The sequence below is a fragment of the Halarchaeum grantii genome, from assembly GCF_014647455.2.
In the GTDB taxonomy this organism is placed as follows: Archaea; Halobacteriota; Halobacteria; order Halobacteriales; family Halobacteriaceae; genus Halarchaeum; species Halarchaeum grantii.
The window spans coordinates 241,049-255,153 of record NZ_BMPF01000002.1; the positions used below are offsets into that span (position 1 = coordinate 241,049).

Genomic DNA, 14,105 nt, shown 5'->3' on the forward strand with positions numbered 1-14,105 from the left:
TGGGGGTGTCCGGAGTCCTCAGGCGACGATGATGTCGTCCATCCCGGACTCCTCTTCCGTCGTCGTATCCTCGCCCTCGGCGCCTTTAGCTCCTTCGCCGTCGCCGTCGGCGGCATCGGCGTCGGCATCGGCGGCCGCCCCGCTCGGGCTCGCGTCCGCGGACGCGTCCTCCTCGGGCGCGCCGGCGGCGAGCGGCTCGGAGGCGGGCCGACCCGCGCTCTCGTGGGCGTCGTGGTAGTCCTCGAGCTCGCGGATGCGCTCGTTCGCGTCCACGAGCTCCTCGGTGAGCCCGCGAACGGTGGCTTCGAGTTCCTTCACGCGGCTTTCGAGCTCGGAGACCCGGTCGCTATCGCTCGACATACCCACGAGAACAGCCTCGCCGACCATAAGCCTGTGGCGGCCGTGCGTCAGACGCTCGGCTGACGATATCCCGGCGGCGCTCCACGGGGCTCGCCGTCGTCGGGCGCGTTCGGACCTTCGTCAAGCCTAAGCGCCCGCGCGTCGAATCCCCGGCAAATGAGCACGCAGGCCGCCACGGAGGACCTCGCCGCCGTCATCGGGCTCGAGGTCCACGTGCAACTCGAGACGGACACCAAGATCTTCTGCGGGTGTTCGACGGACACGGCGGGCGCGGAGCCGAACACGCACACCTGCCCGACGTGCCTCGGGCTCCCGGGCGCGCTCCCCGTCCTCAACGAGGGCGCCGTCGAGGCCGCCGTCCGCCTCGGCAAAGCCCTCCACGCCGACATCCCCGAGCGCACGCGCTTCCACCGGAAGAACTACTTCTATCCCGACCTCCCGAAGGGCTTCCAGCTCACCCAGTACGACGCCCCCATCTGTCAGGACGGCGAGCTCGAGGTGCGCGTCGCGGACGAGCGCCGCGACATCGGCATCACGCGCGCACACCTCGAGGAGGACCCGGGGAGCCTCCAGCACGTCGGCGGCGGCATCGACACCGCCGACTACACGAAGGTCGACTACAACCGCGCGGGCACGCCGCTCGTCGAGATCGTCACCGAACCCGACTTCCGCTCGCCCGACGAGACGCGGGCGTTCCTCGCGAAGCTCGAGGAGGTCCTCGAGTACCTCGGTATCTACGACAGCCAGCGCGACGGCAGCCTCCGCGTCGACGCGAACATCTCGATGGTGCCCGCGAGCGACCTCGAAGGCGGGGTCGACGACGCCGTCCTCGCGGCGGCGAACCGCACCGAAGTGAAGAACATCTCGAGTCACAAGGGCGCCCAGCAGGCGCTCGCCTACGAGGTGACGCGCCAGCGCAACGCCATCAAGCGGGGGCGAGAGGTCGAGCAGGAGACGCGCCACTGGGACGAGTCCCGGGGCATCACGGTCTCGATGCGCACCAAGGAGGAGGAGAAGGACTACCGCTACTTCCGCGAGGCCGACCTCCCGCCGCTCGAGGTCTCGGACTGGAAAGACGAACTCGACATCCCCGAGCTCCCGGACGCCCGGCGCGAGCGCTTCCGCGAGGAGTACGACCTCAGCGAGGAGGCGGCGAGCAAGCTCACCTCCACGAAGGAGGTCGCGGACTTCTTCGAGGAGATCGCACAGGAGTACGACCCGAGTCTCGCGGCGACGTGGGTCGCGGACAACCTCCTCGGCGAGCTGAACTACCGGGACATGGCGGTGACGGACCTCGAAGGGCGCTTCGACGAGGTCACGCGCCTCGTCGAACTCGTCGCCGAGGACGAGATCACGGAGAAAAACGCGAGAGAGGTCGTCCTCCGCGAGATGCTCGACGACGGCGCGGCCCCGGACGAAATCGTCGAGGCCGAGGACCTCGGGAAGACGGGCGCCGGCGAGGTGCAGGCCGCCGTCGAGGAGGCCATCGCGGAGAACCCGGACGCCGTCGCGGACTACGAGGGCGGCGACGAGGGCGCGCTCAACTTCCTCGTCGGGCAGGTGATGCAGAAGACCGGCGGGAGCGCCGACCCCGGGCAGGTGAACGGCCTCCTGCGCGAGGAGCTGGACGCCTAACGCTCGACGCGAAGACGGGACGGCCTACTCCGTCGGCGTCTCGAAGTACCGGCCGCCGAGGACGTAGTCGACGCCGAACGCGACGAGCGCGAGGCCGGTGAGCCCGAAGAGCGCCTGAAAGAGGAGGCTCGACTCGCTCGCCGCCGAGAGGCCCATCGAGACGCCGAGACCGACGTGGCCGACGCCGACGAGGCGGAGCGCGCCGACGCGCTCGCGGATCGGGTTCCCGAAGCCGCCGAGGAGTTCGAAGACGCCGGCGACGACGAAGACGACGAGCTGGAGGCCGGTGAGGCTGTCGAGCGGCGGGGCGCCGAACGCCACGAAGAAGAGCGCGGCGAGGACGAGCAGGAACGCGCCGAGGTAGCCGAAGCGACGGAACGTGAATGCCATGTCCTCGCTCGGAGGGCCAGCCCCAAGTAGTTCACCTCCTGCGAGCGCGCACGCGAGGCGCCGCGCGGGTACGCACCCGACGCCCGCACAGGCGCTTACGCGCACGAAAACGTCTGTTTCGGCCCCGAAAGCTTTAGAACGGCGTCCGGCCTATCGTGGGGTAACGACCGCCGCGAGGCGGGCTATCCGACCGTGGAACTCATCATCACCGAGAAGGACAACGCCGCCCGGCGCATCGCCGACATCCTCAGCGGGGGCGGCGCGTCCACCGAGCGGAGCGGGGGCGTCAACGTCTACGAGTGGGGCGGCCGACGCTGCATCGGCCTCTCCGGACACGTCGTGGGCGTGGACTTCCCGCCGGAGTACAGCGACTGGCGCGACGTCGAGCCCGCCGAGCTCGCGCACGCGCCGGTGACGAAGACGCCGACACAGGAGTCCATCGTGAACGTCCTCAAGCGTCTCGCGGCGGACGCGGACTCGGCGGTCATCGCGACCGACTACGACCGCGAGGGCGAACTCATCGGGAAGGAGGCCTACGAGCTCGTCCGGAAGGCGAACGACGACGTCCCGATCTCGCGCGTGCGCTTCTCCTCGATCACGGAGAACGAGGTGCAGTCCGCGTTCGCGGACCCGGACGACCTCGACTTCGACCTCGCGGCCGCCGGCGAGGCCCGGCAGATCGTCGACCTCATCTGGGGGGCGGCGCTCACGCGCTTCCTCTCGCTCTCCGCGCGACAGGTCGGCGACGACTTCATCTCCGTCGGTCGGGTGCAGTCCCCGACCCTGAAGCTCATCGTGGACAAGGAGCGCGAGATCGAGGCGTTCGACCCCGAGGACTACTGGGAGCTCTTCGCGGACCTCACGAAGGAGGAGACGGCGTTCGAGGCGCAGTACTTCTACCTCGACGAGGAGGACACCGAGGCCGAGCGCGTCTGGGACGAGGGCGACGCGGAGGCGGCGTTCGCGACGCTACGCGAGGCCGCGAGCGCGGTCGTCGAGTCGGTGCGGCGGCGCACGCGGACGGACGACCCGCCCGCGCCGTTCAACACGACGCAGTTCATCCGTGCCGCCGGCTCGCTGGGGTACGGCGCGGGGCGCGCGATGAGCATCGCCGAGGACCTCTACACGGCGGGCTACATCACCTACCCGCGGACGGACAACACCGTCTACCCGGAGGACCTCGACCCGGCCGAGCTACTGGACGCGCTCTCCGCGCAGCGCGACTTCGCCGACTCGGTGTCGCTCCTGCAGGAACTCGACGAGTTGGAGGCGACGCGCGGCGACGAGGAGACGACGGACCACCCGCCGATCCACCCGACGTCGGACTTGCCGAGCAAAAGCGACCTCTCGGAGGACGAGTGGGAGCTCTACGAACTCGTCGTGCGGCGCTTCTTCGCGACGCTCGCCGAACCCGCCGAGTGGGAGCACTTGCGCGTCGTCGCAGCTGCCGACGATGCGAGCCTGAAGGCGAACGGTCGGCGGCTGCTCGAGGAGGGGTACCACGCCGTCTACCCCTACTTCAGCGCGGACGAGAACCACGTCCCGGACGTCGAGGAGGGCGAGGAACTCGCCGTCTCCGACCCCCGGCTGGAGGCGAAGCAGACCCAGCCTCCTCGGAGGTACGGCCAGTCGCGGCTCATCGAGACCATGGAGTCGCTGGGGGTGGGGACGAAGTCGACGAGACACAACACCATCGAGAAGCTCTACGACCGGGGCTACATCGAGAACGACCCGCCGCGCCCGACGCGGCTGGCGATGGCGGTCGTGGAGGCGGCGGAGGAGTACGCGGACCTCGTCGTCTCCGAGGAGATGACCGCCGACTTGGAGGCGGACATGACGGCCATTGCCGAGGGCGAGAAGACGCTCGAGGAGGTGACCGAGGAGTCGCGGGAGATCCTCGAACGCATCTTCGAGGAGCTGGGCGACTCCCGCGAGGAGATCGGCGAGCACCTGCGCGAGTCGCTGAAGGCGGACAAGCGCCTCGGGCCGTGCCCCGACTGCGGCGAGGACCTGCTCGTCAGGCGGAGCCGTCAGGGGTCGTACTTCGTGGGCTGTGACGGCTATCCGGAGTGTCGCTTCACGCTCCCGCTCCCGTCGACGGGCGAGCCGGTCGTCCTCGACTCGGAGTGCGAGGAGCACGGGCTCAACGAGGTGAAGATGCTCGCGGGGCGGAGCACGTTCGTCCACGGCTGCCCGCTCTGCGCGGCCGAGGAGGCCGCCGAGACGGAGGACCGCGTCATCGGGCCGTGCCCCGAGTGTGGGGAAGCGCACGGTGGCGAGCTCGCGATCCGCAAGCTCCAGTCGGGCTCGCGGCTCGTCGGCTGCACGCGCTATCCGGACTGCGAGTACTCGCTCCCGCTCCCGCGACGGGGCGATATCGAGATAACGGACGACTACTGCGAGGAGCACGACCTCCCGGAGCTAATCGTCCACGACGAGGGCAGCGAGGAGCCGTGGGAACTCGGCTGCCCGATCTGTAACTACGAGGAGTATCGCGCCCGACAGGGGCTCGACGACATCGAGGGCATCGGCTCGAAGACGAAGGAGAAGCTCTCGGCGGCGGGCGTCGAGAGCGTCGCGGACCTCCGCGAGGCGGACGCCGAAGCGGTCGCGGACGACGTCGATGGCGTCAGTGCGGAGCGCGTCCGCGACTGGCAGGCGAAGGCGGATTGAGAAGGGGGGAATATGCGGCCGGCGGCGCGAGTCGCACCGGCGACGCCGTGGAAGGGCTGGAGAGGGGCGTCATCGGAGCGCCCGGCACGGGATGCGAGGCTGCGCGACGTGTCGTGTCCGTGGGTCGTGGTCGATGGTCACCTCCGTAACCGCAGTCCGTCTCGTCCTCGCACGGGCGGAGGACGGCCGTTCGTCGTCTATGTAGTGAGTCCCTCGGCGGGGACGTGTGCGGTTGCTTATTGGAACACCCCTACACTCGCTTCTTGCCGCTCGATTCGACGTTGAGGGAGCCACACGCTGGGCAGTTGTCCCGCTGCACGTCATAGCCCCGACCGCAGAGCTCGCACTCGAACGGGTGGTCCGTCGGGTCGGACAGGAGCTTCGTCGTGATGCGGGTGAGCGTGGGCATCGTCCTACGCGTGGTACAATGTACCACAGAACTAAATAGCTATCGGCGGTCGTCGCGATATGGTATCTATTTCCACCCATTCGACGCACTCTATCGCACTATGTAGCAATATATCCGCAGAAATACCCCGCTATATTCCCCACTCGGGAACCCCGCGCCGGCGTCGGGGGAGCGAGCCGTGCGCTTAAGCACGGTGCGGCCCAACTCCGTGGCGATGCGACTCGACGACTACGTCGAGGGACTGAAGCCCGACGAGGAGTACGAGCGCCGGAAACTCGCCGAGGAGAAGTCCTACGCGATCACGGACTACCTCGACGACGCGCGCGCCTCCTTCGAGGCCGTCCAGCAGGGCGACTCGATCTACGGCGCGACCGCGCCCTCCGTCTTCGTCGGGCGCTCTTCCTACCCGAACGTCTCCGCGGGCATTCTCTCCCCGGTCGAGTCGAAGGACGACGCCGAAGCGTACGCGACGAGCGGCGCGTGGTACGAGCGCGGCCTCGGCATCGACAACGTCCTCCAGTATCGCACTGGATTACTGAACTCGCAGCGCTCGGCGTCCGTGAACGTCGAGGACGTCTGGGACGGCTTCGTCGGCACGCAGCGCGAGGTCGCCATCGCCGACCGGCCGGTCGACGTCGAAATCGGCCTCTCCTCGACGCCCGAGTTCGACCCCGAGGCGTACGCCCAGCCGAGCGCGAACGCCCCGAGCGGCCCGAGCGCGAGCGCGGAGTCCGCCGACCTCACCGAGAACCCGCACGTCCCCCGGCAGGTCGAGAAGACCCTCGAGGACGACGACTGGAACGCGCAGGGCGCGATGACCTACCTCTACACGCACGGCCTCGACGTCTACGACGTCAATCGCGTGCTCTCCGTCGGCGCGCTCGGGCAGGGCGAAAACAGGAGGCTGGTTCCGACGCGCTGGTCGATCACCGCCGTCGACGACACGGTCGGGCAGTTCCTCCGGGGGCAGATCCGCGACGCGCCGAGCGTGAACGGCGTCGAGGTCCGGCTGAACGAGTACATGGGGAACCGCTACTGGGTCGTGCTCGCACCCGGCACGTGGGAGTTCGAGCTCGTCGAGATGAAGTCGCCGGGGAGCGTCTGGAACCCCGACCCGGCGGGGGACGTCTGGATGGCGGCCGCGAGCGAGGGCTACGAGGGGCGCTCGGGCTACGTCGAGGAGACGGCGGGCGCCTACTACGCGGCGCGCCTCGGCGTCCTCGAGCACTTGGCGGAGCGGGGTCGGCAGGCGAAGGCGCTCGTCCTCCGCGAGGTGAGCGACGACTACTGGGCGCCCGTCGGCGTCTGGCAGGTGCGCGAGAGCGTGCGCCACGCCTTCGAGCGCGAGCACGCGGGGGCGGAGACGCTCCACGCGGCCGTTCGGGACCTGTCGGAGCACCTGCCGGTGAGCCTCGCGGAACTCCGGCGGAAGTCGACGATGGTCGCCGGCCTCCAGACGTCGCTCTCGGACTGGACGGCCTGAGTCAGATCCCTTCGATACCGCGGAGTTTCTGCTCAACCTCCGGCGGCGCGCCGCTCGGCGCGTCCCGGACGCGGTGGTCGGGGATGAGGAGCGGCGCGGGGTTCTCGGCGAGCGCGGTGCGCACGAGCTGGCGGTCCTCGTCGGCGTCGAGGCCGGGCGTCATGCGCGCGAGCGCTTCCACGCCGACCTGCTCGCCGTAGTCGATTTCGCGCACCTTCTCGAGGACGGCGCGCTGGTCGGTCGGGAGCGTGAGGCCGACGGGGACGTCCGCGAAGTCGTCCTCGACGCCTTCGAGGTAGGCGTCGATGCGCTCGAAGAGCGGGTGGTCGCTCGCGGCGTCCTCGTCGGGGTCTTTCGGGAAACTGACGCTGATGACGCGGTCGCCGGCGACGCCGAGTTGCACGTAGCGTTCGAGATACGTCGACTCCGTCGCGTAGATGCCGGCGTCCATGTCCTACTCCTCGGACACGTCGGACTTGAAAGTTCGTGGTCGACGCGGCGTGGGGAAACATTCTTGTACAGATGAGTCCATTATTGTACAACGATGAACGATACACTCGCACCGCAGGTGCGCTCCATCCTGCGGGCGGCGCGCGAGCGCGACGTCGCGGCCGACGACCGCGTGTCGGTCTCGCCCCGGTCGCTCTCGGCGGCGTTCGCGGACGCCGAATCCGACGGACGCGTCCCGGTTATCGCCGAAGTGAAGCCGACGAGCCCGACCACGGAGGGCGAGCGCCGCGACGACCCCGTCGAACTCGCCGAAGGGATGGTCGCCGGCGGCGCCGCCGCTCTCTCCGTGCTCACCGAACCCGAGCACTTCGGCGGCTCCACGGAGAACCTCGAACGCATCCGCGATGCCGTGGACGTCCCCGTCCTCCGCAAGGACTTCGTCGTGCGCGAGGCGCAACTCGACGCCGTCGCGGCCGACGTCGTCCTCCTCATCGCGCGCTTCGTCGGCGACGACCTCGCCGACCTCAAGCGGGCCGCCGAGGAGCGCGGCTTCCAGGTGCTCGTCGAGGTCCACGACCGCGACGAACTCGAGCGCGCGCTCGACGTCGGCGCGGAGTACGTCGGCGTGAACAACCGCGACCTCGCGAAACTGGAGGTCGACCTCGAAACGTTCGAGAGGGTGGCGCCCCACACATCAGGGGACGTGACACTCATCGCGGAGAGCGGCGTCTCCACGCCAGCGGACGTCCGACGGATGCGCGAGGCCGGCGCGGACGGCCTCCTCGTCGGCTCGGCCATCATGGACGGGGACGTCACCGAGAACACCGAGGCACTGACGCGCGCCGAATCGGAGGGGTCGGCGTGAGCTCCACGGACGACGCCGGCAAGTTCGGCGACTACGGCGGCCAGTACGTCCCCGAAGTCCTCATGCCCGCCGTCGAGGAGCTCGAGGACGCCTACGAGCGCTACGTCCTCGACAACGAGGACGGCTTCATGGACGACTTCCGCGCGCGCCTCCGGGACTTCGGCGGGCGCCCGACGCCGCTCGGGCGGGCGGACAACCTCTCTGCCAGGTATGGCGTCGACGTCTACCTCAAACGCGAGGACCTCCTCCACGGCGGCGCGCACAAGCTGAACAACGCGCTCGGGCAGGTCCTCCTCGCGAAGTACATGGGTAAGGAGCGCATCATCGCGGAGACCGGCGCCGGCCAGCACGGCACCGCGACGGCGATGGCCGCGGCCTACCTCGACATGCCCTGCGAGATCTACATGGGCCGCACCGACATCAACCGCCAGCGCCCGAACGTCTTCCGCATGCGCACGCACGGCGCCGAAGTCAACCCCGTCGACGTCGGTTCTGGTACCTTGAAGGAGGCGACGAACGAGGCCATGCGCGACTGGGCGACCACCGTCGAGGACACCCATTACGTCATCGGCTCCGTCGTCGGCCCGCATCCGTTCCCGACGATGGTGCGCGACTTCCAGTCCGTCATCAGCGAGGAAGCGCGCCGGCAGTCCGAAGAGCAACTCGGTCGCCTCCCCGAGGCCGTCATCGCCTGCGCGGGCGGCGGGTCGAACACGATGGGGGCGTTCCACGAGTTCATCGGCGACGACGACGTCGCCCTCTACGCCGTCGAAGCCGGCGGCTCCGGCCTCGGCGTCGAGGAGGGCGAGGAGTACGCGCCGAACTCCGCGAGCCTCGGCACCGGGTCCGTGGGTGTGCTCCACGGCGCGAAGACGAAGCTCCTCCAGACGGGCGAGGGCCAGATCGTCGAATCCCACTCCGTCTCCGCCGGCCTCGACTACGCCGGCGTGGGCCCCGAGCTCGCCAACCTCGTCGACGAGGGCAGGGTGACGCCCGTGAACGTCGACGACGACGCGGCGCTCGCCGCGTTCCACCGCCTCTCACGCGAGGAAGGCATCATCCCCGCGCTCGAGTCGAGTCACGCCGTCGCCTATCTGGAGGAGTACGACGGTGACGGCCCCGTCATCGTGAACGTCTCCGGGCGCGGCGACAAGGACCTCGACACCGTCATCGAGGAGTCCACCGAGCGCGACCTGCCCGAGGCCCCCGACATGGAGGTGTTCCGCTCGTGAGCGCGGACGACGTCACCGCCGCGTTCGACGCCGAACCCGCGCTCGTCCCCTACGTCGTCGCGGGCGACCCGAGCCCCGAGGCCACCGAGGCGTACGTCGAGGCGCTCGTCGAGGGCGGCGCGGACGTCATCGAACTCGGCCTCCCCTTCTCGGAGCCCATCGCGGACGGCCCGACCATCCAGGAGGCCATCCGGCGCGCGCTCGACGCGGGGATGACGCCCGCGAAATACCTCGACCTCGTGCGCGACCTCGACGTGGACGTCCCCATCGTCTGCATGACTTACTACAATCTCCTCCTCCAGTACGGCGACGGGAACGAGGTGGAGTCGTTCGTCCGCGACGCCGCCGAGGCGGGCGTCTCGGGGCTCATCATCCCCGACCTGCCCGTCGAGGAGTCGGGCGAACTCGAGGCGGCCTGCGAGAAACACGACGTCGCGCTCGTCTTCATCGTCGCGCCGACCACGACCGCCGAGCGCGTCGAGCGTATCCTCGAGCGCGCGTCCGGCTTCGTCTACGTGCAGGCGCGCATGGGGACGACGGGCGCGCGCACCGACGTCTCCGAGGACACCTACGCGAGCCTCGAACGCCTCCCGGCGAGCGAGTTGCCCTACGCGGTCGGCTTCGGCGTGAGCGAGCGCGAGCACGCGAGAGCCATCGTCGAGGGCGGCGCGGACGGCGTCGTCGCCGGGAGCGTCTTCGTCGACCGCATCGCCGAGGCCGAGCGCGTCGCCGACGCCGCGGACGCGCTCCGCGAGAAGGCCGCCGAGCTGAAGGCGGGCATCCGCGACGCCGACCGCAACGGAACGGCCAAACCGGAAACCACAAAGTAACCCCTACGGTACCACGTACCACTCACTATGAATGCGGGCACACGGGCGCGACTCGAACGCATCGGCACCGACGGCAACTACCTCACGGTCCCCATGGACCACGGGGTCACGCTCGGCCCCGTGAAGGGGCTGAAGGACATCGAATCCACCATCGACGCGGTGACTCGCGGCGGCGCGGACGCCGTCCTCACCCAGAAGGGCATCGCGGGACGCGTCCACCCGAACAAGAACGACGCCGGCTACATCGTCCACCTGAACGGCTCCACCGTCATCGGCCCCGACGAGAACGACAAGCGCATGACCGGGAGCGTCGAGGAGGCCGTCCGCGTCGGCGCGGACGCAGTCAGCTTCCACATCAACGTCGGGAGCGACCACGAACCCGACCAGCTCACGATGCTCTCGGAGGTCACGAAGGAGGCCGAGCGCTACGGGATGCCGGTGCTGGCGATGGCGTACGCGCGCGGCCCCGGCGTCGACGAGCAGGACGCCGAGTCGCTCGGCCACGCCGTCCGCCTCGCCGAAGAGCTCGGCGCCGACGTCGTGAAGACCGCCTATTCGGGCGACGCCGAGAGCTTCGCGCACGTCACCGAATCCACCGCGAAACCCGTCATCATCGCCGGCGGCAGCCCCGAGGGCGACCGGACGACGCTCGCGAACGTCCGCGGGGCGATGGACGCGGGCGGCGCCGGCGTCTCGATGGGGCGCTCCATCTTCCAGCACGACGACCCCGAGGCCATCGCGACGGCCGTCTCCGCCGTCGTCCACGACGACGCGAGCGTCGACGACGCCCTCGAACGGGCCGGACTCGACGCCTGAAGACACCGCCGCCCTTCTCCCTCGACTGCGGTATTCGCCACGTTCAAGCCGTCGCGTACTGAGGTGCAACCAATGACACGCGAAGTCTGGCTGAAGGCCGACGACTCCGTCGGCGACTGGGAGACGCGCAAGCGACGCATCACCGCCGGCCTCGAAGCCGGCGTCGACTGGGTGCTCGTCGACGAAGCGGACGTCGCGCGCGTCCGCGAGCTCGGGCAGGTGAACGTCGCCGCGTTCACCAGTGACGACGTCGACGTCATCGGCGAGGCCGAGGAGGAGACCGCCGAACCGGACGCGTACGTCGTCGGGAAGGGCGGCGAGGGCGACGGCACCGTCGACCTCCCCGCCGACTTCTCCGGGAGCGCGGACCTCACGACGCTCCGACGAACCGACGACGTGCGCGGCGCCTACGTCCGCATCCTCGGCAAGGAGTACGAGTCGTTCGCGGAGACCGCCGCGAGCGACGCCGACTACACGTTCATCGTCGGCGAGGACTGGACGATCATTCCCCTCGAGAACCTCATCGCGCGCATCGGCGACGAGACCACCATCGTCGCCGGCGTCACCACCGCCGAAGAGGCCGACACCGCCTTCGAGACGCTCGACATCGGCGCGGACGCCGTCCTCCTCGACACCGACGACACCGACGAGATCCGCCACACCGTCCGCGTGCGCGACCGCGCGGAGCGCGAGACGCTCGACCTCGAGTGGGCGGAGGTCGTCGAGATCGAGGAGGCGGGCGCCGCCGACCGCGTCTGCGTCGACACGGGCTCGCTCATGGACGACGACGAGGGAATGCTCGTCGGGTCGATGTCCCGGGGGCTCTTCTTCGTCTACGCGGAGACCGCCGAGTCGCCGTACGTCGCCTCCCGGCCGTTCCGCGTGAACGCCGGCGCCGTCCACGCCTACGTCCGCACGCCCGGTGGCGGCACGAAATACCTCGCGGAGGTCGAGAGCGGCGACGAAGTGCAGATCGTCGACACCGAGGGCCACACCCGGGAGGCCGTCGTCGGGCGCGCGAAGATCGAGCGCCGCCCGATGTTCCGCGTCACCGTCGAGACCGATACGGGCGACCGCTTCGACACCCTCATCCAGAACGCCGAGACCATCAAGGTCGAGACCGCCGACGGACGCACCCCCATCACCGAGGTCGAGCCCGGCGACGAGCTGAAGGTGTTCACGCAGGAGGGCGGCCGGCACTTCGGCGAGAAGGTCGAAGAGCGCATCATCGAGAAGTAGCGCCGGAACCCGTTCCAGGGCACCCGCGCTGGGGTTCGTGTTCCGCTCGGATCGCGGTGTGGACGGCTATTTCCGCGATCTCCGCGCCGCACTCGGCGGTGCGTTCGACGCCGTCGAGGACGCCAGCGAGCGCGCGCACGTCCGCTCGCGCGCCCGTTTCGCCGTCGTGAACCGCGTGCCGAGCGTCGGCGGCGCGCGCCGCCACGTTCTCGGCGTCGACGAGGACGTCGCTCGCGTCGGCGAGCGTCGCGTCGTTCAACACGGCGGTCGTCGCGCGCTCGATGACGTCGCGTGCGGCCTCGGCGAGCGCGTCCACTTCGTCGGCGAACGCTTCCGGGACCGGGCGGTCGACGCGCTCCAGTTCCGCGATGACGGTGCGCGCGTGTGCCACGACCGCCGTGAGCCGGCGCGCACTCAGGTAGTACGCGAAGAGGTCGAGGCGGCTCACCCCGAGCGCGTCGACCTCCTGCAGGCTCGCGAGCGCGCGCGTGAAGTGGTGCGTGACCAGCCCGAAGAAGCGCTCCACGTCGCCCTCGCGCTGGCGGAGGCCCTCGCGGCGCTCCTCGACGCCCGCGCCGACGTCGGCCGTGGCGGTGCGGTGGATGGCGAGCGTGAGGAACCGCAGTTGGCCGACCGCTTGGCGCATCGAGACCTCGCCGGAGTCGAGGAAGTTCCGCATCGCGATCTCCTCCTCGGTCGCGTCGAGCAGTTCGGCGCCGGCGAGCGTACTCGCGACGGAGCGGGCGGCGCGGCGGTCGGCGTCGGTGAACGACTCGGTCGTGGTGAGCGTCACGTCCGTGAAACCGGCCGTGTAGGCGGCGTGCAGGACGCGCTCGACGTCGGCCGAGTCGCCGGCCGACACGTCGAGCGTCACCGACTCGATCGGCTCCTCGTCGCGGCGCGAGCTCCGGACGACGAGCGTCCCGTCGTCGTGCGTGTAGACGTGGACCGGCGCGCCGGCTTCGAGGTGGTGGTCGGTCGCCCACTCCTTCGGTATCGACACCGTGTAGGTCCCGCCGCCGACCTTCTGGAGTTTTCGCGTCTCCATCAGTAGATGAGTTCGGGGTCGTTCTCGGTCATGTAGAGGGTGCGCGCGGCGATGTTCACGGCGTGGTCGCCGACGCGTTCGAGGTCGCGAACCGTCAGGAGCGTTCGGGAGACGCCGTCCATCAGGCGCTCGACCGCCCACGCGTCCTCGCCGGCCTCGTGCTCGATGAGGTCGCGGACGACGCGCTCGTTCGCGCGCTGGCAGTGCGCGTCGAGTTCGTCGTCGCGCTCGGCGATGGCGTGGCAGGCGGCCGTGTCGGCGCCGGCGTACGCGTCGAGCGCGTCCGCGACCATCTCGCGGGCGTCCGCACCGATCGCCGCGACGTCGACGTCCAGCGGCGTCTCGTCGGTCGTGGCGAGCGCGTACTCGCCGAGGTTGACGGCGAGGTCGCCGACGCGTTCGAGGTCGGTGATGATCTTGAACGACGCCGCGACGAATCGCAGGTCGCCGGCGACGGGCTGCTGGAGGGCGAACAGGTCGATGCACTCCCGTTCGAGGTCGAGATACCGGTCGTTGATCGCGTCGTCGCCCGCGATGACAGCGCGCGCGAGGTCGTCGTCGCCCGCCTCGAGCGCGTCGAGGCCGTCGTCGAGTTGGGAGAGGACGTCGCGGCCCATCGCCTCGACGTCGGCCTCTAGGTCCTCGAGCGACGACTGGTATTCTTCGCGTGGCATC

The 14,105-nt window shown here is 69.8% G+C and carries 14 protein-coding genes; 8 read left to right on the forward strand and 6 right to left on the reverse strand.

What is annotated here, in order from left to right:
- Window positions 1-18 precede the first annotated feature (18 nt).
- Entirely contained in the window at window positions 19-360 is a 342-nt protein-coding gene (locus IEY12_RS07465; protein WP_188881789.1) for a DUF7518 family protein, read from the reverse strand.
- Between the two features lie 156 nt (window positions 361-516).
- On the opposite strand from IEY12_RS07465, the gene gatB reads away from it, so the two are divergent.
- Window positions 517-1,995, forward strand: coding sequence for an Asp-tRNA(Asn)/Glu-tRNA(Gln) amidotransferase subunit GatB (gene gatB / locus IEY12_RS07470; protein ID WP_188881791.1), 1,479 nt, complete (start codon window positions 517-519; stop codon window positions 1,993-1,995).
- A 24-nt stretch (window positions 1,996-2,019) separates the two neighbouring features.
- Here gatB and IEY12_RS07475 read toward each other — a convergent pair whose 3' ends face one another.
- Complete coding sequence (locus IEY12_RS07475; protein ID WP_188881793.1) at window positions 2,020-2,385, reverse strand: DUF7994 family protein; 366 nt, start codon at window positions 2,383-2,385, stop codon at window positions 2,020-2,022.
- 192 nt (window positions 2,386-2,577) lie between these two features.
- On the opposite strand from IEY12_RS07475, the gene IEY12_RS07480 reads away from it, so the two are divergent.
- Window positions 2,578-5,058, forward strand: coding sequence for a DNA topoisomerase I (locus IEY12_RS07480; RefSeq protein WP_188881796.1), 2,481 nt, complete (start codon window positions 2,578-2,580; stop codon window positions 5,056-5,058).
- Window positions 5,059-5,308: 250 nt separating this feature from the next.
- On the opposite strand, the gene IEY12_RS07485 is transcribed toward IEY12_RS07480, so the two are convergent.
- The gene (locus tag IEY12_RS07485; RefSeq protein WP_188881799.1) at window positions 5,309-5,467 is read right to left on the reverse strand and encodes a hypothetical protein; all 159 of its coding nucleotides are present in this window, start codon (window positions 5,465-5,467) and stop codon (window positions 5,309-5,311) included.
- Between the two features lie 214 nt (window positions 5,468-5,681).
- Between IEY12_RS07485 and nreA the strand changes: the two genes are divergently transcribed.
- Window positions 5,682-6,950, forward strand: a complete 1,269-nt coding sequence (gene nreA / locus IEY12_RS07490) for a DNA repair protein NreA (protein WP_123074135.1) — start codon at window positions 5,682-5,684, stop codon at window positions 6,948-6,950.
- A gap of 1 nt (window position 6,951) precedes the next feature.
- Here the strand turns inward: nreA and IEY12_RS07495 are convergent, their stop codons facing one another.
- Window positions 6,952-7,401, reverse strand: a complete 450-nt coding sequence (locus IEY12_RS07495; protein ID WP_188881801.1) for an MGMT family protein — start codon at window positions 7,399-7,401, stop codon at window positions 6,952-6,954.
- A gap of 93 nt (window positions 7,402-7,494) precedes the next feature.
- On the opposite strand from IEY12_RS07495, the gene trpC reads away from it, so the two are divergent.
- The 5 genes from trpC to IEY12_RS07520 all read left to right on the forward strand — a co-directional run bounded on the left by trpC (window position 7,495) and on the right by IEY12_RS07520 (window position 12,382).
- Window positions 7,495-8,265, forward strand: a complete 771-nt coding sequence (gene trpC / locus IEY12_RS07500; RefSeq protein WP_188881804.1) for an indole-3-glycerol phosphate synthase — start codon at window positions 7,495-7,497, stop codon at window positions 8,263-8,265.
- A complete protein-coding gene (gene trpB, locus IEY12_RS07505) occupies window positions 8,262-9,497 on the forward strand; it encodes a tryptophan synthase subunit beta (protein WP_188881807.1) in 1,236 nt (411 codons plus the stop codon). Before trpC ends, trpB begins: the two co-directional genes overlap by 4 nt.
- On the forward strand, window positions 9,494-10,327 hold the full coding sequence (trpA, locus tag IEY12_RS07510) for a tryptophan synthase subunit alpha (protein ID WP_188881809.1): 834 nt from the start codon (window positions 9,494-9,496) through the stop codon (window positions 10,325-10,327). Before trpB ends, trpA begins: the two co-directional genes overlap by 4 nt.
- A gap of 27 nt (window positions 10,328-10,354) precedes the next feature.
- The gene (locus IEY12_RS07515) at window positions 10,355-11,143 is read left to right on the forward strand and encodes a 2-amino-3,7-dideoxy-D-threo-hept-6-ulosonate synthase (protein ID WP_188881811.1); all 789 of its coding nucleotides are present in this window, start codon (window positions 10,355-10,357) and stop codon (window positions 11,141-11,143) included.
- A gap of 72 nt (window positions 11,144-11,215) precedes the next feature.
- Window positions 11,216-12,382 (forward strand): 3-dehydroquinate synthase II, encoded by a 1,167-nt coding sequence (locus IEY12_RS07520; RefSeq protein WP_188881812.1) that lies wholly within the window; start codon window positions 11,216-11,218, stop codon window positions 12,380-12,382.
- Here the strand turns inward: IEY12_RS07520 and IEY12_RS07525 are convergent.
- Together IEY12_RS07525 and phoU are read right to left on the reverse strand one after the other, a co-directional pair.
- Window positions 12,369-13,430: an AbrB/MazE/SpoVT family DNA-binding domain-containing protein gene (locus tag IEY12_RS07525; protein WP_188881814.1), complete on the reverse strand. Its 1,062-nt coding sequence runs from the start codon at window positions 13,428-13,430 to the stop codon at window positions 12,369-12,371. The genes IEY12_RS07520 and IEY12_RS07525 overlap by 14 nt on opposite strands.
- Window positions 13,430-14,104, reverse strand: coding sequence for a phosphate signaling complex protein PhoU (phoU, locus tag IEY12_RS07530; protein WP_188881822.1), 675 nt, complete (start codon window positions 14,102-14,104; stop codon window positions 13,430-13,432). The genes IEY12_RS07525 and phoU overlap by 1 nt, the downstream gene beginning before the upstream one ends.
- Window position 14,105: the final 1 nt, after the last annotated feature.

Excerpts from the sequence above, each read along its gene's own strand:
- IEY12_RS07465 (WP_188881789.1), bottom strand. The coding sequence starts at position 360 with ATGTCGAGCGATAGCGACCGGGTCTCCGAGCTCGAAAGCCGCGTGAAG.
- gatB (WP_188881791.1), top strand. The coding sequence starts at position 517 with ATGAGCACGCAGGCCGCCACGGAGGACCTCGCCGCCGTCATCGGGCTC.
- IEY12_RS07475 (WP_188881793.1), bottom strand. The coding sequence starts at position 2,385 with ATGGCATTCACGTTCCGTCGCTTCGGCTACCTCGGCGCGTTCCTGCTC.
- IEY12_RS07485 (WP_188881799.1), bottom strand. The coding sequence starts at position 5,467 with ATGCCCACGCTCACCCGCATCACGACGAAGCTCCTGTCCGACCCGACG.
- nreA (WP_123074135.1), top strand. The coding sequence starts at position 5,682 with ATGCGACTCGACGACTACGTCGAGGGACTGAAGCCCGACGAGGAGTAC.
- IEY12_RS07495 (WP_188881801.1), bottom strand. The coding sequence starts at position 7,401 with ATGGACGCCGGCATCTACGCGACGGAGTCGACGTATCTCGAACGCTAC.
- trpC (WP_188881804.1), top strand. The coding sequence starts at position 7,495 with ATGAACGATACACTCGCACCGCAGGTGCGCTCCATCCTGCGGGCGGCG.
- IEY12_RS07515 (WP_188881811.1), top strand. The coding sequence starts at position 10,355 with ATGAATGCGGGCACACGGGCGCGACTCGAACGCATCGGCACCGACGGC.
- IEY12_RS07520 (WP_188881812.1), top strand. The coding sequence starts at position 11,216 with ATGACACGCGAAGTCTGGCTGAAGGCCGACGACTCCGTCGGCGACTGG.
- IEY12_RS07525 (WP_188881814.1), bottom strand. The coding sequence starts at position 13,430 with ATGGAGACGCGAAAACTCCAGAAGGTCGGCGGCGGGACCTACACGGTG.
- phoU (WP_188881822.1), bottom strand. The coding sequence starts at position 14,104 with ATGCCACGCGAAGAATACCAGTCGTCGCTCGAGGACCTAGAGGCCGAC.